The 17,235-nt window shown below is 41.6% G+C and carries 13 protein-coding genes; 5 read left to right on the top strand and 8 right to left on the bottom strand.

Translation table 11 applies throughout. The features are described from left to right. The first annotated feature begins 190 nt into the window (after positions 1–190). The gene (locus tag H2672_RS17310; RefSeq protein WP_186673438.1) at positions 191–1,042 is read left to right on the top strand and encodes a hypothetical protein; all 852 of its coding nucleotides are present in this window, start codon (positions 191–193) and stop codon (positions 1,040–1,042) included. 191 nt (positions 1,043–1,233) lie between these two features. On the opposite strand, the gene H2672_RS17305 is transcribed toward H2672_RS17310, so the two are convergent. From H2672_RS17305 to H2672_RS17295, 3 genes are all read right to left on the bottom strand, one after another. Beyond that, positions 1,234–1,431, bottom strand: a complete 198-nt coding sequence (locus H2672_RS17305; protein WP_186673436.1) for a DUF6199 family natural product biosynthesis protein — start codon at positions 1,429–1,431, stop codon at positions 1,234–1,236. Between the two features lie 520 nt (positions 1,432–1,951). Continuing rightward, positions 1,952–2,392, bottom strand: coding sequence for a hypothetical protein (locus H2672_RS17300; RefSeq protein WP_186673434.1), 441 nt, complete (start codon positions 2,390–2,392; stop codon positions 1,952–1,954). Between the two features lie 471 nt (positions 2,393–2,863). Then, complete coding sequence (locus H2672_RS17295) at positions 2,864–3,754, bottom strand: 5'-3' exonuclease (RefSeq protein ID WP_186673432.1); 891 nt, start codon at positions 3,752–3,754, stop codon at positions 2,864–2,866. A 118-nt stretch (positions 3,755–3,872) separates the two neighbouring features. Between H2672_RS17295 and H2672_RS17290 the strand changes: the two genes are divergently transcribed. Beyond that, positions 3,873–5,111 (top strand): NAD(P)/FAD-dependent oxidoreductase, encoded by a 1,239-nt coding sequence (locus H2672_RS17290; RefSeq protein WP_186673430.1) that lies wholly within the window; start codon positions 3,873–3,875, stop codon positions 5,109–5,111. Between the two features lie 174 nt (positions 5,112–5,285). Here H2672_RS17290 and hutH read toward each other — a convergent pair whose 3' ends face one another. The 3 genes from hutH to hutU are packed head-to-tail and all read right to left on the bottom strand — an operon-like array spanning position 5,286 to position 9,722. After that, positions 5,286–6,764 carry a histidine ammonia-lyase gene (gene hutH / locus H2672_RS17285; RefSeq protein ID WP_186673428.1) on the bottom strand — a complete coding sequence of 493 codons (1,479 nt, stop codon included), beginning with the start codon at positions 6,762–6,764 and terminating at the stop codon, positions 5,286–5,288. Between the two features lie 25 nt (positions 6,765–6,789). Continuing rightward, entirely contained in the window at positions 6,790–8,049 is a 1,260-nt protein-coding gene (gene hutI / locus H2672_RS17280) for an imidazolonepropionase (RefSeq protein WP_186673426.1), read from the bottom strand. Then, on the bottom strand, positions 8,046–9,722 hold the full coding sequence (gene hutU, locus H2672_RS17275; protein WP_186673424.1) for a urocanate hydratase: 1,677 nt from the start codon (positions 9,720–9,722) through the stop codon (positions 8,046–8,048). The genes hutI and hutU overlap by 4 nt, the downstream gene beginning before the upstream one ends. A 576-nt stretch (positions 9,723–10,298) precedes the next feature. Here hutU and H2672_RS20010 point away from each other — a divergent pair. The 3 genes from H2672_RS20010 to H2672_RS17260 all read left to right on the top strand — a co-directional run bounded on the left by H2672_RS20010 (position 10,299) and on the right by H2672_RS17260 (position 13,805). Further along, on the top strand, positions 10,299–11,222 hold the full coding sequence (locus H2672_RS20010; RefSeq protein WP_370569692.1) for a hypothetical protein: 924 nt from the start codon (positions 10,299–10,301) through the stop codon (positions 11,220–11,222). A gap of 195 nt (positions 11,223–11,417) precedes the next feature. After that, the gene (locus H2672_RS17265) at positions 11,418–12,935 is read left to right on the top strand and encodes a glycine betaine uptake BCCT transporter (protein ID WP_186673422.1); all 1,518 of its coding nucleotides are present in this window, start codon (positions 11,418–11,420) and stop codon (positions 12,933–12,935) included. Positions 12,936–13,106: 171 nt separating this feature from the next. Next, positions 13,107–13,805 carry a ZIP family metal transporter gene (locus tag H2672_RS17260; RefSeq protein ID WP_222439446.1) on the top strand — a complete coding sequence of 233 codons (699 nt, stop codon included), beginning with the start codon at positions 13,107–13,109 and terminating at the stop codon, positions 13,803–13,805. Positions 13,806–14,622: 817 nt separating this feature from the next. Here the strand turns inward: H2672_RS17260 and H2672_RS17255 are convergent. Together H2672_RS17255 and sstT are read right to left on the bottom strand one after the other, a co-directional pair. After that, complete coding sequence (locus H2672_RS17255) at positions 14,623–15,543, bottom strand: HNH endonuclease (protein ID WP_186673420.1); 921 nt, start codon at positions 15,541–15,543, stop codon at positions 14,623–14,625. Between the two features lie 186 nt (positions 15,544–15,729). Then, a complete protein-coding gene (gene sstT / locus H2672_RS17250; RefSeq protein ID WP_186673419.1) occupies positions 15,730–16,959 on the bottom strand; it encodes a serine/threonine transporter SstT in 1,230 nt (409 codons plus the stop codon). Positions 16,960–17,235 lie beyond the last annotated feature (276 nt).

Genomic DNA, 17,235 nt, shown 5'->3' with positions numbered 1-17,235 from the left:
AGGCTCTACTCCTTATTGAAGTAAAGCACCCGTTAGTTTAAGTACATTCCTTCACTAATTTTTTTATTCACTCTTAAAAAAAACGGATCTTTATAAGTGTTTTTATTTTCTATAAAACAAAGGATTGTCAACCTAAATTATAGAATAGTGTAAAAGAAAGTGGGTCTATTCCCATGAAAGGATAGTGTGAGTGCTAATGATAAATGAAGAATGGAAAGAAGCCTATGGTCAGTATGACATTCCAAACGAAATCCAACTTTTGCATCAATTAGAAAATGATTTAAGCAACGAAGGACTATCACTTAGTCAAATTGCTTTTCAACCAATTAACCTATTCGACCCATATTCGATTACCCCTCCTGATTTGATTCCTTTTGCTAGTACTGGTGGCAATGGTATTCATTTCGGTTTTTTAACAGATTTTCGTACAGTTTCGAATTTAAGCGAAGCACCAATCGTATGTGTTTCGCCCACCAATGATCCTCCTCTGCGATATATGGCACGAAACATTCGAGAGTTTTTAAACTTAGTATATTCTGTTCCTTATGCTGAAATGCTCGAAACCATGTGGAACTACGATGATGAAAAACAAGTAGTTGAACTGGTGAAGGAATTCGAGAAATACACCTCAAGTAATTCGGAGGAAAATCGCAAGTATATACTAACGCGTTACCAGCAAGTTTTTGGAACGAAGAAATTGGAGGTAGTGAGCTATTTCCATGAAGCGAAGAAAGACAGGGCTGATTCCATCCATATGACTACATTGGATGGACTTGGGGTCGTTTGTGCAAAACCATCTATACAATCAAAACAGCACTTCAATTTCCCTCAAAATCGCAATTGCGATGAATCGGAAGTGGTAAAGATGAAATCTTTTTTGGAACAATCCAATGAATTGGAAAAACTTGCATTTGTTCGTGACGCGAATTATTGGTACATCGTGACGTCAGGTTACCATGAAGCGGTTTGGGAATTGATCCCAGAATTACTGACATCATTGAAGCTAAAAGATGAAGTAGAACGTGTTTCTGAAAGGTGCTAAGCACATTAAGAATCGTATATTGAGACATTATTACCTATGATAAAAAGCCTGAGAAGACTTCAGGCTTTTTACTTTAAATAATAAACCAAAATGGTATTTCGTTATTGAACTAACCTGCCCCTTTAGTTCAATAAGAATAATGCTTTACTCCTTCTTGAAGTAAAGCACCCCGTTAGTTCAATAAACATCTTTTAAAGAAGAGAAGCAATAATCCCTCCAATGCCTGCGATAGTCATCAGAATACCTCCAAAACGTGTGGACCCATTGTAAAAATCTGATGGTTCCGTACCATCGTTTGATTTCCAACTCTCAGCAATTAACCATAGAATTGACGGTTTCACAATCATTGTAACACCAGCAATTAATAGAAAAACACCTTGTAAAACCATTTTAGAGTCCCTCCTATTTATCTGTTTCCCTATTAAGTAATACGATTTCGCCGTTTAAAAGTGTCAATATATTATTTAACTAAACTGCCCCTTTAGTTCAATAAGAAAAAAGGCTTTACTCCTTCTTGAAGTAAAGCTACCCGTTAGTTGAAGAATTTTATTAATATTTACTTTTTCTTTTTTAAAATAAATATTTCTCTAATAAAGGCACCAATTGCTCCAGATACAAAGATTGTAGATATTAAGTTAACAACTCTTACAAATGTATGGGGCGTGTAAATAACTTGAACGCTTTGAATAATTACAAATAAGCCAAAAATAATGGATATCACTACTAAAAATTTAGGCGTAGTTACCCTTCGTTTATTTATTATAATCACTCTCCAATATTCCAATTATATACCAGATAACTTTATATGACGTTTCTTGTTCAACTAACCTGCCCCGTTAGTAAAAAAGGCACTACTCCTTCTTGAAGTAAAGCTACCCGTTAGCTTAAAGAACAAGTCGAGTAATTATGCTAACTTCTTTTTAAAAACTCTCCAGTTTTCGGGTTAAATATAAGTATATATTCAATATCGTTTGATTCTGTTACTCGATATGTATAAAACCATTTTGGTGTGATGACATCAAATTCTTCCGTATAAATTGGGGTATTTTTTAACAACTCCAGCGTAACAACTTCAGATAATTCCTTTTGAATGTTTTTTTCTGACTCAGCAACCGTAAACCCAGGTAAAACAAGATACACGGCGATACTAATCAGAACTATTGATGCAATGTAAATATATAAACTCATTTTTTTTGCATTCCTTATTCCAATGACAGTGCTAATTATAACAGCGACTGGTAAAGACATACTCATGACATTGTTATAGAATATCAAATTCACTGTCTCCAAGGTAATAATGAGCAAGAGTGGAACTATTATGGCAAAAGATATTCTTTTGCGATATCTCAAATCCCTCACCTCCTTCTTCTAAATTACAATACAATTTCGCAATGAACGTATTGAACTAACCTGCCCGGTTAGTTGAACAACAACAGTCCTAATAGTGTTACGTTCTTAATGAGTTATAAGTTTCATTAACTGTAAATAAATAACTTAATACTATCATTTTGCTTAAAGACCATTATCACTTCTACACTTTTCAATATCTAGGAACTGGAACCGACTGAAATTAAGGGCACTTACAGTCTTTATATAAAGTCATCTATTCTTTTCTTTCGAAGCAAATACATTTTTCACTTGAACATTGTTGAAACGAGACAGGCAACTAGTCGCAAGAGGATTTCCGAAAAAGGTGGAAATAGTCCAGTTTAAATGAAGGTTTTCAAGCCATTTTCACTAGTGTTTTATGCACGTAAATCGTTAATCAACAGACGTGATGCCAAAAATCTCCCTACGACTATTTCGTAGGGAGATTTTTGGTTATTTTTTAAACAGTGAATCCGCCTGTCTGACAATCATAGAATAGCCTTCACGCTCGATTAGTTCCCTTTTTTCAGTGTCATAAATAGGGATTGCCAAATTTTCTATGGAATCATTCATGTCAATCGCACAATGGATCTCTGCCAGCTTTCTTGATAAATGAAGCATATCTATATCTTCTTCGATCTTTTTACGCATGCCAGGGGTTAATTCATGTAAGGCCTCAATTACACCCTCAACCGAACCATATTCCTTAATTAATTTAAGCGCAGTTTTCGGTCCAATCCCTTTAACACCAGGATAACCATCGCTGGTATCGCCTGTGAAGGCCTTCGTGTCTATAAACTGCTTTGGTGAAATGCCGTATTCTTCTACAAAACGTTCATATGTATAGATATCATAAACGTTGTATCCCTTTTTCATGAACGCAATTTGAACGCCTGGTCTGAGTAGTTGGAGCAGGTCTTTATCACCTTTTACGATTGTGATCTCCGCTTTACCATCCCACGTCTCGACCATCGACCCAATTAAATCATCTGCTTCCATCCCAAGTATTCCGTAGTTTTTCCAACCGATTAGTTCAGAAACACTTCTTGTCATATCGAACTGCGGAACAAGCTCTGGTGCCGGAGCAGGTCGATTCGCTTTATACCCATCGAATAAATCATTGCGAAACGTATGTGCACTCATATCCCAACAAACTGCCATATGTGTCGGTTTGAATATCGACGTTGCAGTCATCGTATGACGCGCAAACCCTTGCACACCATTCGTCGGAGTACCTTCTGCATTAGGGAAATAATGCCCCATTGCAGATGTAGCAAAAAACGAACGGAATAGAAGTGCCATTCCATCTATTAATAAAATATGCGGTTTTTCTTCTGTACTCATTTAATCTTCTTCCTCCATCTGTCAAACTTTATTAGTTGAACTTTTATCTATGATAACATGCTTTCAATCAGTCGTTTGAGGGTAATGAATATTAGATTACATATAGGAGGTATTCATTATGAATATTCATGAAGGTTCTTTGTACTGGCCTGTAACAATGCCGATTCCCCTCGAACGAAAAATAGTAGAAATCGCCTCACATTATGAAGTGATAATTGTAGGTGGCGGGATGTCCGGAGCTCTTTCAGCACTTGCATTGGCTGATAAAGGCCTGTCTGTCGCAGTGCTGGATAAACGGCAGATGACTACCGGCAGCACAATGGCGAATACGGGATTGCTTCAATATTCAAATGACATCATGCTCCATGAATTGATCGAACAAATTGGCGAAAAAGATGCTGTACGTTTTTATCAATTATGTTTAGAAGCAATGGGAAAACTGAAAAAGACAGCTGAACGACTACCGCTTGACCCTGATTTCATCAGTCGCCCAAGTATTTATTATGCAAGTGACGACAATGATTTAAAACGTATTAAGAAAGAATATCACATATTAACGCACTACGGATTTCCTTGCGATTATTGGGACGAGGAAGATATCTGCAATCATCTGCCGTTTTCGAAACCGGGAGCAATCGTGACACACGGTGACGCTGAAGTGAACCCTTACAAATTCGTTAACGGAATACTCCAATTGGTCGAATCAATGGATGTCCATCTCTTTGAATTTACTGCTGTCAATGACGTGACTGAAGAGAATGGACTGTTGCGCATTTCTACTTCTTCAGGTGAATTCCAAGCGGATAAAGTTCTTTTTACAACTGGATATGAAACGCTTCCGGTAGGAAAACGGATTGGTGCTGACATTAACCGTTCGTACGTCATTGTCACTGAACCACTAGACGTTTCTCCGATTTGGCATGAAAATGCGCTAATTTGGGAAACAAAGCGTCCGTATCTCTATATGCGGACAACGGTCGACAACCGAATCATTGTAGGCGGGCTCGACGAGGACAAACCCCAACCCCCTCATTCAAATGAATCGATTATGAAGCGCGGTGCAAATATAAAAAAACAACTAGAGACACTTTTCCCGGAACTTCCAATTGAAATTGACTACGCTTATTGTGCAACATTTGGAGAATCTCTGGACAATTTACCATTCATCGGAGAGCATCCAACAAAAAGAAATCATTATTATCTGCTTGGCTATGGAGGTAATGGAACTGTTTACAGTATGCTTGGTTCAAAAATTCTCGCCGAAATTATGACTGGCAAAGACCATTCTGACGCACATATCGTTCAGCTCAAGCGCGCAGCAACCGCCTTAAACGGCGGAAAAAGTGGGATTTCCTGAACAACGAACAAGATGACAACGAGTAAATTGAAGACAGCTACATCTGCAATGTCATGATTATTCCTTCGTTCAACTTCTTATACGCTGCAAGTGACCATTAAGGTTCAAAGTTCTCAAAGAGAGACAATACAAAAAACCGAAGCCGCTACATTTCGCTTCGGTTTTTTTTGCTAATTATCCAATCAGAAACTGTGCAAGCTTTTCAATATCCGGTGTAAAAATACGGTCTTCTTCTATTGGCCGCACGATTTCCTGCAATTGCTCGAACTTCAACTGGGTTTTCGGAGCCATTTGTTCTACTCCTCGAATAGAACAGCCTGTCATTGCGCAAAGCGCTTCGATTGCGAGCACGTTTCGCGCATTTTTAATGATGGCATGCGCATGCCTCGCGCCAATCGTTCCCATCGAGACATGGTCTTCCTGGTTGCCCGACGATGGAATGGAATCAACGGACGCTGGATGTGCAAGTGTTTTATTCTCAGAAACAAGGCTTGCTGCTGAATATTGCAAGATCATTGCACCCGATTGTAACCCGGGTTCCGGGCTAAGGAACGGTGGTAATCCTTCATTTAAATGTGGATTAACGAGCCGTTCAATACGACGCTCGGAAATACTTGCAAGTTCTGCCACGCCAAGTTTCAAAAAGTCCATTGCAAACGCAATTGGCTGACCGTGGAAATTACCACCAGATACAACCGTATCTCCATCATCGAAAATTAGTGGATTGTCAGTCGCAGCATTCATCTCAATCTCCAGCTTCTCTTTTACATAACCAAGCACTTGCCAGCTCGCGCCGTGCACTTGTGGAATACAACGAATGGAATAAGCGTCTTGGACACGTTTTTCGCCTTGGATGGTCGTAAGCTGACTTCCTTCCAACCAGTCCAGCATCCTCGCTGCAACATCCACTTGTTCCGGATAACCGCGTGCTTCGTGAATCGCCGGATGAAATGCGTCTGTAATTCCATATAACGCTTCCATTGTCATCGCCGCAATCCATTCGCTAGCATATGCAAGTGATTCTGCCTCCAAATAATTGACAACGCCTTGCGCAGTCATCGCTTGCGTCCCATTAATGAGCGCAAGTCCTTCTTTCGCTTCGAGCACAATCGGCGACACGCCATGCTCTTTCCAAATAGTTGCAGCTGGAACATGCAACCCATCTTGCCAGACAAATCCTTCACCCAGCAAAACAAGTGCGAGATGGGACAATGGCGCGAGGTCGCCTGATGCACCGAGTGAGCCTTGCTGCGGAATGACCGGGTGAATGCGATTGTTCACCATATAAGCAAAGCGTTCCAATACCTCGGCACGAATTCCTGAGAAACCTTTCAAAAGCGCATTCAGGCGAAGCACCACCATCGCACGCGAAACGGTTTCAGGAAACGCTTCGCCTACGCCGCATGAGTGGGATCGAATCAAGTGCAATTGCAGTGCTTTCGTATCTTTTTCATCGATTTTAACATCGCTGAATTTGCCGAAACCCGTATTAATACCATAGACAGTGCGGTCTTCACGAACAATTTTCTCAACCGCGGCACGGCTTTTATTTACACGTTCCACGGCTTCCTCGTTCAATGAAACCCCAATTTCGTTATATATGATGTCTTTCATTTGAGCCAGATTTAGAGATGAACCTGTTAATTCAATCATGACAACCATCCTTTAGTAAAATTAATCATCCAACGACTTTTACACCTTTTTTCCAAACGGACTTGACGTGGTTTACACCAAACAAGTATTGAAGTTCTTGGTAGTTTGAAATGCCCCATAGAACGACATCCCCTTGTTTACCTGGTTCCAGTGATCCCGTCGCATTTTCCATCCGAATCGCACATGCCGCATTAAATGTCGCGGCTGTAAGTGCTTCTGCCGGTGTTAAGCGCATCGATATACACGCTAAGTTCATAACAAGTGGCATCGACGTTGTCGGTGAAGATCCAGGATTACAATCTGTCGAAATTGCGACTGGTACGCCAGCGTCAATGATCTTGCGCCCTTCTGCTGCTTGCTCCCTAAGATATAAGGCGGTTGCTGGCAATAAACAAGCAATCGTCCCCGCTTCTGCCATCGCTTTAATTCCTTCATCAGACGCTTTCAATAAATGCTCCGCTGAAATCGCTCCGACTTTTGCCGCGAGCTCTGCTCCACCATAGGATTCAATTTCATCCGCATGGATTTTCGGTATCAGCCCAACCTTTTTCCCTGCTTCTAAAATCCGTTGTGATTGTTCAGGTGTGAAAACACCGACTTCACAAAACACATCGTTGAAGACTGCGAGCTTTTCATTGGCAACGGCTGGAAGCATTTCATTGACAACTAGATCTATATAATCGTCTTCTCGCCCTTTGAATTCTGTCGGGACTGCGTGTGCGCCCATGAATGTTGGCACGAGGTCAATCGCGTGTTCTTGCTGCAAACGTTTCATGACACGCAACTGTTTGAGTTCCGTCTCTAAATTTAAGCCGTAACCGCTTTTCCCTTCGACAGTCGTGACGCCATGTTTTAGGAACGAATCCAGACGCTTCTTCGCCTGCTCAACAAGTTCATCTTCAGTCGCTTCGCGCGTCATTTTTGTTGTCGCATGAATACCGCCGCCTGCATTCATAATGTCCATATAGGTCGCACCTTCAAGTCGCATTTCAAATTCACGTTCGCGACTGCCGCCATAAGCAACATGTGTATGTGGATCGACAAGCCCCGGTGTAACGAGATGGCCTGTCGCGTTTGTAATTTCAGCTTCATGGGCGCGGTCTTTGAACTGCTCTTCTAATTCTTGAGTCGTTCCAACCGCTTGAATGATGCCCTCTTCTATCCATATACTGCCGTCTTCTATGATCGTTAACTCATTCATCGCTTCTTTTATTCGCGGTGCTGAACTTGGTTGGGCTAACGTCGCAAGTTGCGCCGCATGTTTAATCCAAACAATTTTTGTCATTCTTGAATCGCCTCTTTTGCCATCATTGGAATGTTGACCCCTTTTTCCCGCGCCGTTTTCTCGGCAAGTTCATAGCCTGCATCCACGTGACGAACAATGCCCATTCCTGGATCTGTCGTCAATACACGTTCAATTCGAGCTTCCGCTTCTTTGGTTCCATCAGCGACAATTACCATACCTGCGTGAACCGAGTAACCCATGCCAACGCCGCCCCCATGATGAATGGAAACCCATGTAGCTCCGCCAACTGCATTAATCATTGCATTCAACAACGGCCAGTCAGCTACTGCATCCGAACCGTCTTTCATCGCTTCTGTCTCACGATTTGGCGATGCAACTGAACCGGAGTCAAGATGATCTCGCCCAATGACAATTGGTGCTTTCAATTCGCCTGACGCGACCATGTCGTTAATGATTTTTCCAAACCTAGCGCGTTCACCGTAACCCAACCAGCAAATCCGTGAAGGCAATCCTTGGAACTGAATTTTATCTTGCGCCATCCGAATCCAATTGCATAAATGTTTGTTGTCACTGAATTCGCGTAAAATCACTTCATCCGTTTTATAAATATCTTCAGGATCACCTGACAGTGCGACCCAGCGGAAAGGACCTTTCCCTTCGCAAAACTGCGGACGAATATAGGCAGGAACAAACCCTGGGAAATCGAATGCACGCGTAACACCTTCGTCTTTGGCCACTTGACGGATATTATTACCGTAGTCGAACGTAATCGCACCTTTATCCATCATCTCAAGCATTGCTTCAACGTGTTTTGCCATCGATGCTTTCGAACGTTTTACGTACTCCTCAGGGTTATCGGTGCGAAGTTTTGCAGCTTCGTCGAGTGACATGCCAGACGGGATATAACCATTTAACGGATCATGCGCAGATGTCTGATCCGTCAGCACATCCGGAATAAACCCGATTGCAAGCATGGCAGGAAGAACTTCCGCCGCATTACCTAGCAATCCGATTGACAGTGCACGGCCTTCTTTTTTCGCTTCTTGCGCAAGACGAATTGCTTCCTCTAGTGAATCTGTTTTCACATCGGTATAGCGCGTTTCAATTCGGCGATCAATTCGCGTTTCATCCACTTCTATGCCGATACAAACTCCCCCGGCCATCGTAACCGCTAGCGGCTGTGCGGCACCCATGCCTCCAAGTCCAGCAGTTAGTGTAATTGTCCCTTTCAGCGACTCCCCGAAATGCTGTTTCGCCAGTTCTGCAAACGTTTCGTATGTCCCTTGCACGATTCCTTGTGAACCGATATAAATCCAGCTTCCCGCCGTCATTTGTCCATACATCATAAGTCCTTTTTTATCGAGCTCATGGAAATGTTCCCAGTTGGCATATGCCGGGACTAGGTTCGAGTTCGCTATCAATACTTTTGGTGCGTCTGTATGTGACTTGAATATCGCAACTGGTTTCCCCGATTGCACAAGTAGTGTTTCATCATTTTCCAGTTCTTTCAACGAGCGGACAATTGCGTCAAACGACTCCCAATTTCGTGCCGCCTTTCCAATGCCACCGTAAACGACTAGATCATCGGGATGCTCCGCCACTTCCGCGTCTAAGTTATTCATAAGCATACGAAGCGCCGCCTCTTGCTGCCATCCCTTCGTGTTCAACTCAGTCCCACGGTAACGAATAACCTTTTCAGATGCTTTCCCCACTATGAACCCCTCCTTACTAATCTACTAGTATCGTACACGATGAAAGCGGTTTATTGTATGAAATTCAGAAAATTTAGTCCGTGCTAATAGGGTGCTATTGTAGTGGGATGAAGCGGTGAAGTTGCTATAATAGTTGGCAATTAAAAAATGGAGTGTGATTCCTATATCGCTTAGTCGCTAGATTTATTCGTTATACGGGTGAGGTATATCACTTAGTTAATTCGAAGTAGGTAGTGCCGAATCTATAGTTGGAGTGGATTTGATAAACTGAGTAACCCATAGTACGAACTGTTCGGCAGATTGTCCGAACTCTACTACAGCGACAATTCTTTATCAAATAAAAAAAGTTTCAAGCACCCTTCGATAAAATGCATCTTTATATGTAAACATAAGTGACAGGTGAGCATCATGATTTACTGCAATTGCTTTCTCCGCCAATTCCGCATTAGTCATACCCCCATACCCTCTTATACAACAGACTCTCGAAACCCGAAAAAGTTTTCGTGAATTAAAAGTCCATTCCTTTTCACCCATTGTCGCATAGGATAAAGAGAATCGCTTGGAAGGAGTGAACGAATGGTAAACATGCAACCAGGTGGTCAAGGGGAGCAGCAATGGTACCCGCAATTACCTGAAGGATATGAAGGAAACCGAACGCAAGATACGTCAGGGTATGCGAATGATAGCTGGTCTCCGGGCATGGGGACTTCCGGACAAGGAATGCAAGGTTACGACATGCAAGCTTTCTCTCCAGGGCAAGAGATGCAAGGCTACGACATGCAAGCTTTTTCTCCAGGGCAAGAGATGCAAGGTTACGACATGCAAGCTTTCTCTCCAGGGCAAGAGATGCAAGGCTACGACACGCAAGCTTTTTCTCCTGAGCAAGAGATGCAAGGCTACGACATGCAAGCTTTCTCTCCAGGGCAAGAGATGCAAGGCTACGACATGCAAGCTTTTTCTCCAGGGCAAGAGATGCAAGGCTACGGGATGCCGGAACAGGAAATGGTAGCTTTCAACTCGGGACACGACATGCATGGGTTTGCTCCACCGAACCAAGGAATGCCAGGATTTGGGCCTCCAGGACGACCGCCGGGGCCAGGGATGCCAGGATTTGGGCCTCCAGGACGACCACCAGGGCCAGGGATGCCGGGATTTGGGCCACCGGGGCGACCGCCGGGCCAAGGGATGCCGGGATTTGGGCCTCCAGGACGACCACCGGGCCATGGACAGCCAGGTGGACAACAAGCCCCGTCATCTCCGCCACCAAACACAATACCCGCTTATCCAAGTACTCAGACATTTGCAGTAGATCCAGGTGCAATCCGCGGTTGTCTCTACCGTTACACGTATGTTTGGTTATCGAGAAGACAAGGTTTTTGGTTTTATCCAGTCTTTGTCGGACGTACTTCTGTTGCTGGTTATAGATGGCGAAATAGGCAAAGAAGATGGGAGTATATGGGCATAGACCTTAACCAGATCGAGAGGTTCTCCTGTTTTTAATGAGCTACATTCTAGTACTTATTGAAAAAAACGATTCCAACACCAATGGAATCGTTTTTTTCATTAAGCTTTTTTGTTTAACAATAGTAAAGGAAGGGAATGGGAGGAGAAGTACGTGCATGGTAATGAAGAATAATGGACAAGATTAGTCTAAATGATATGCACCATTATATTATAAGAAAATTAGGTGATTAGATGAAAAAGGTATCAAACGTTTTTTGGATTACGCTCGGTCTTGTAGTATTGGCGGTTTCATTCGGGGCTTTTGCACCGGAAAGCTTCGAAAGCGCAACAAATAATATGAAGAATTTCATCACTTCATCATTCGGCTGGTATTATTTACTTGTCGTCACTGGAATTGTACTGTTCTGCCTGTTCTTTATCGTCAGTCCGATGGGGCAGATTACGCTCGGGAAACCTGATGAAGAACCGGAGTATTCCCGTATGAGCTGGTTCGCCATGCTTTTTTCAGCAGGTATGGGGATTGGACTTGTCTTCTGGGGAGCGGCTGAACCATTAGCCCATTTCGCTATAGACCCTGCGACTGAACAGCCAGGAACAGCCGCAGCTTATCTTGAATCAATGCGCTTTACATTCTTCCATTGGGGCATTCATGCATGGGCGATTTATGCTGTCGTTGCCATGTCACTCGCTTATTTCCAATTCCGTAAAGGGGAACCTGGATTGATTTCCTCAACATTGAAGCCACTTTTTGGAGATCGGATGAACGGCCCTTTAGGCACATTAGTCAATGTACTCGCTGTCTTCGCGACAGTAGTAGGAGTTGCAACGACTTTAGGATTTGGTGCCATTCAAATCAACGGCGGATTATCTTATGTATTCGATATCCCCATCAGTTTTTCCGTTCAGATTATCATCATCATTATCGTTACGATTTTATTTCTCGCTTCTGCTTGGTCAGGCATTGGCAAAGGCATTAAATATTTATCTAATACTAATCTAGTGCTAGCGGTCGTCTTACTGGTTCTCGTTATCGTACTTGGACCTACTTTGTTAATCTTCAATACATTTACCGATACAATCGGCCTTTACTTACAAAATATAGCCCGTATGAGCTTCCGGGCAGCACCGCTTGATGATGCCAATCGGACGTGGATTAATAATTGGACCATTTTTTATTGGGCATGGTGGATTTCATGGGCCCCATTTGTCGGTATCTTCATTGCTCGCGTATCTCGTGGACGAACCATCCGAGAATTCTTGGTGGGTGTCTTGATGTTGCCTACAGTGCTTAGCTTTTTCTGGTTTTCCGTTTTCGGTGCCACAGCAATGGATGTGCAAATGAAAGGAACTGATCTATCTGGACTGAAAACGGAAGAGACACTTTTCGCCGTTTTCCAAGGGTTGCCAATGTCAATGTTGCTATCGATTGTAGCAATTATCCTTATTGCAATCTTTTTCATCACATCCGCGGATTCTGCCACATTCGTGCTCGGTATGCAGTCGACTTACGGATCACTTAATCCGCCAAATATTGTAAAATTGACATGGGGTATCGCACAAGCAGCAGTTGCTATCATTCTGCTTTCCGCCAATGGGCTAACCGCACTGCAAAATGCATTGGTAATTGCGGCACTTCCCTTCTCCTTCGTCATCATTTTCATGATGATTTCGTTTTATAAGGCTCTTCATAAGGAACGGATAGAAATGGGGCTGATGGTGAGGCCTTATAATAAGACAAAGAGGAAATAATCGTTTTAGAAGCCAAGACTAAGCCATGTGCTAAGACTTGGCTTTTTTTATGTTACTCAATTTAATTAGACGCTTCTCCCACATTATTGCTTTGAAAGTTGTACGTTCATAGATGCGAGTAATCCGCATATATTTTGTAAAGAGGTTTTACGAATTATAACGGGTGGGGTGATGAAGGTGAGCGCACTAATACTTGGCGGATTTCTTTTTTTCAGTGTAAGCTTCGGAGGCGGGATTGCTTGGCTAGTATCTAAATTGCTCCAAAATTCAACCGCAGGATTATCACTCCTATGTGGTGGATTTTTAGTAGGATTACTGGCACTTGATATCGTTCCAAGCGCATTAAAAATGTACAAGTCTTTCGGTATCATTCTGGGGGTACTCATTGGCTATCTATTTTTTCTAGTGCTCCACAATTTAGTCCATCCATCTACCGATCAAAATCCATCCGTTTACTTACTCATGCTCGCTATACTCATCCATACAATTCCACTAAGTATGACCATTGGTAGCTTGATGGAAAATTCAATAGTCGGCATCACGATTACAGCTTCAGTCATTCTGCATCATCTCCCGGAAGGATTTGCGCTTACCACTGCATTTCTTGCGCAAAGGAAAAAGCCATGGAAGTTATTTCTGGGTTTCCTCAGCTTATCGATGTGCTTTAGCCTATTCATCTGGATTGGGCATTACGTAAATCTATCTATCAAAGAGCAAGGTGTTCTTATGGGAATCTCCATCGGCCTCATTGCAGCTACAAGCATCAGCGAATTCATCCTGCATCATATAAAAGTTGTTCCTGTAAAATCATTTATCACGTTTATTGTCATGGGCTATCTACTTAGTACACTATTTCATCTGTTGTTATAATTTTTGGCAATAAAAAGACGAATTCATCTCAAATTAGATGAATTCGTCTTCGTTGATTATTATCTACATCAGGTCTGTTGATAAATCATTTAGTTGCATAAAATATAGGTGGGAAGGGATTGATGATTTCTATTTTCACTGGACTATTTCCGGCCCGCTTTCAGCTACTTATTCATGACAGATTTACTGAGGTGTCCTAGTGTGGTTAGAAGTGACTCCGTCACTTCTAACCACACTTTTTTCAGTAATCCTGTTGTGAATAGTTGCCTGTCGCGTGCCTACAATTTTCAAGTGAAAAATGCAGTTATGTTTGAAAGAAACGAATAGATGACTTTCTATAGAAAATGTAAGTGCCCGAAGATGCAATTTCGGGCACTCTAGTACATTGTATAAAGTGTTCCTTGCTTACTTTTAGCAAAGAGTATGCACCAATCATATGATACCTTATAGAAAGTGACACTTCCTTAAAATAAGAAAGGAGAAACCATAGAGAAAGAATCAGCCGCCAAAATTGCATCTTTGGCGGCTTTTCTCCAAGTAAGAAGCCCGCTATTCTTTCGTCCCAAAAAGCTCCAAATGCACTACGTGTATTCATGCATTTGGAGCGCGCCGGATGAAAGACCACCATACGATTACCGAAAAAATGTGTAGGGATGTGACAAAGTCGCATCCCTACACATCCAGACATCTCGGTAATGGTATAGAAGTCGTTCAATCCAAAGCAACCCAAATGCAACTATAAACATAGCGCCCAGTGTGTGATCAAGTTATTTGTTGGTTAATTTCGGTTAATCAACAGACGTGAATCTACATCATTTTAATCTTTAAATACATTTCTTTTATGCCACTTGAAATAAGGCTTGTTCTCTTCAGTTCGAGCGATTTTCATTAATGAATGTATGCTGTATTTATCATAATCTTGTTCTGGAATCTGAGATGAAATATGCAATCTACCTTGTCCATCGAATGCGATAAATCCGTTCTCATAGAGCGCATCATGATTACAACAAAGAAGTACACCGTTAGAAGGATCCACTCTTTCAAAATCCATACTGTCTTTCCACGGCTTAGAGTAGCTCGCGCGGAGTAGTGCAGATAACTCAATCTCACAAAGCACACATTTGTGATCCCACAGCGGTAGTAAACCTTCTCTAAACTTTTGTTGCCCCAAACGAATCTTCATTTTCAATTCCGATTCTGTTTCAGTAATCATTGGAATGAACGTGTTACGCTCTGTCTGTAGTACCGTACCAATTGCTAATTCTAGCTGCTCTTCATCTACTTGATAAATATTAAGGTCGCCAATTAATTCTACTAATTTTATTGATAATTCCTCATTACATGGATACAAATATCCCTGATTACCGTTTGCGTCTGATTGGAACGGTGAATACTTAATTGGCAGAAGCGGCAAAATGTCATCAAATTTCGAAAGCACATGTATAGGTACTTCAAGTTCATGATAGTCCAATTCCACTAAATACCCATCCTCATTCATGCTATCAGGACTTTGCATAGTCGACGGTTTACTTGCTATCTGGCATCCCGTTTTAGCAACGCTAATTGCCACAATATTTCCTTTTACATAATGAAATACGCGATCCCCTTCATTTACCTCTATCATTCGCAGCCGTGAATGACGTTCTTTCCCAGTACTGTCTTGTTGCAGCGACCAAATGATCCCTAATTCTTTTTCTTCTTGATACGTCTGACCTTGCATCACAACGAAACTTTGCATGTATAGAACACTCCCTAAATCGCAATTCAACTACCTCTATACTCATTATAGCTGTTTTTTTCCTTTACACGGCTTAATGTAGTTTCAATTTAATCTGAATGAGTTGAAAAGTATTTTATAATCAACTAAAAAGCCACGATCACCGAATCTCCGGTAATCGTGGCTTTTAATTTTTCATCGTGCTTCTTAAGACTTCACAGTAACGACTTTACCTTCTTTACGATCTTTAGCATATTCTGCTGTAGCTGTAAACAGTACGTCAGACGATGAATTCAATGCAGTTTCACAAGAATCTTGAACAACACCGATGATAAAGCCTACACCAACAACTTGCATTGCAATATCATTTGGAACTCCAAATAAACTACATGCTAGTGGGATGAGTAATAGTGATCCGCCTGCAACGCCTGATGCACCTGCTGCAGAGACAGCCGCTACAACAGAAAGGAGAAGTGCAGTCCCGAAATCAACTTCAATTCCAAGCGTATGGACTGTTGCAAGAGTTAGTACAGAAATTGTAACTGCTGCACCAGCCATATTAATCGTAGCACCTAGAGGAATGGACACTGCATAAGTATCCTCATCTAAGCCAAGTTCTTCACATAATTTCATATTTACTGGAATATTTGCAGCTGAACTACGTGTAAAGAATGCCGTGATACCACTTTCTTTTAATACCTTGAAAACAATTGGATAAGGATTTCTGCGTATATAGACATACACGATTAACGGATTCACTACAAGTGCTATAAAGAACATACAGCCAACTAAAATTAAAACTAATTTACCGTAAACAAGTAAAGCAGAAAAGCCAGTCGTTACAATAGCATCAAATACAAGCCCCATAATACCAATCGGTGCTAAATTGATCACCCATTGTACGACTTTAGTAATGGCATCTGAAAAACTACCTAACACGTCTTTCGTATTTTGATTGGCATTTTTTAATGCAAGTCCAAGAATAACTGCCCACATTAAAATGCCTAAATAGTTAGCGTTTAGTAATGCATTAACCGGATTGGCAACCAAGTTAAAGAGTAATGTTTCAAGAACCTCAACAATACCTTCTGGAGGAGTAAGTCCTTCTGCTCCTGTTGTCAACGTTAGTGTAACTGGGAACATGAAGCTTACAGCGACAGCGACAACCCCCGCTAGGAGTGTACCAATCCCATAAAGAACAAGAATCGTTTTCATATTCGTTTTTGTACCGCTTTTATGTGCGGAAATTGCGTGCATTACTAAGAATAATACTAAGACTGGTGCCACTGCCTTTAATGCTCCGACAAATAAAGAACCGAAAATAGAGACCCCAGTTGCATTAGGAACCGTTATAGCTAAAATAAGACCAACAATAATACCGATAATTATCCTTTTTACTAGACTTATTTGATTCCATTTAACTAGTAAATTCTTCATTATTCTACCCCCAAATAATTTTCTTAAAACCCCTATGATACAAACGTACAGTCACTTCTCCCTAGTGAGGCAGTATGTACTTATTTCGCCTCCAAGTAGACTGATAATTTATTTTAACACAGGGTTTCCGAATTGTGCAATGATTTTTTTATATCAGAATATATATGGGTTTTTTATGAAATTCACCACAAACTAATTGAATGTTTCGAAAAACTTGTATAATAAAAAAATACAACTACTAAATGATCTTCAGTAGTTGTAGCTTTTGGACTTAAT

Source organism: Sporosarcina sp. BP05, from assembly GCF_014282005.1.
Taxonomy (GTDB): domain Bacteria; phylum Bacillota; class Bacilli; order Bacillales_A; family Planococcaceae; genus Sporosarcina.
The sequence above is the reverse complement of the archived record's forward strand: the minus strand, read 5'-3'. Positions and strand labels throughout refer to the sequence as shown.

Excerpts from the sequence above, each read along its gene's own strand:
- H2672_RS17295 (WP_186673432.1), bottom strand. The coding sequence starts at position 3,754 with ATGAGTACAGAAGAAAAACCGCATATTTTATTAATAGATGGAATGGCA.
- H2672_RS20010 (WP_370569692.1), top strand. The coding sequence starts at position 10,299 with ATGGTAAACATGCAACCAGGTGGTCAAGGGGAGCAGCAATGGTACCCG.
- H2672_RS17290 (WP_186673430.1), top strand. The coding sequence starts at position 3,873 with ATGAATATTCATGAAGGTTCTTTGTACTGGCCTGTAACAATGCCGATT.
- hutH (WP_186673428.1), bottom strand. The coding sequence starts at position 6,764 with ATGATTGAATTAACAGGTTCATCTCTAAATCTGGCTCAAATGAAAGAC.
- H2672_RS17260 (WP_222439446.1), top strand. The coding sequence starts at position 13,107 with ATGAAGGTGAGCGCACTAATACTTGGCGGATTTCTTTTTTTCAGTGTA.
- hutI (WP_186673426.1), bottom strand. The coding sequence starts at position 8,049 with ATGACAAAAATTGTTTGGATTAAACATGCGGCGCAACTTGCGACGTTA.
- H2672_RS17265 (WP_186673422.1), top strand. The coding sequence starts at position 11,418 with ATGAAAAAGGTATCAAACGTTTTTTGGATTACGCTCGGTCTTGTAGTA.
- H2672_RS17255 (WP_186673420.1), bottom strand. The coding sequence starts at position 15,543 with ATGCAAAGTTTCGTTGTGATGCAAGGTCAGACGTATCAAGAAGAAAAA.
- sstT (WP_186673419.1), bottom strand. The coding sequence starts at position 16,959 with ATGAAGAATTTACTAGTTAAATGGAATCAAATAAGTCTAGTAAAAAGG.
- H2672_RS17305 (WP_186673436.1), bottom strand. The coding sequence starts at position 1,431 with ATGGTTTTACAAGGTGTTTTTCTATTAATTGCTGGTGTTACAATGATT.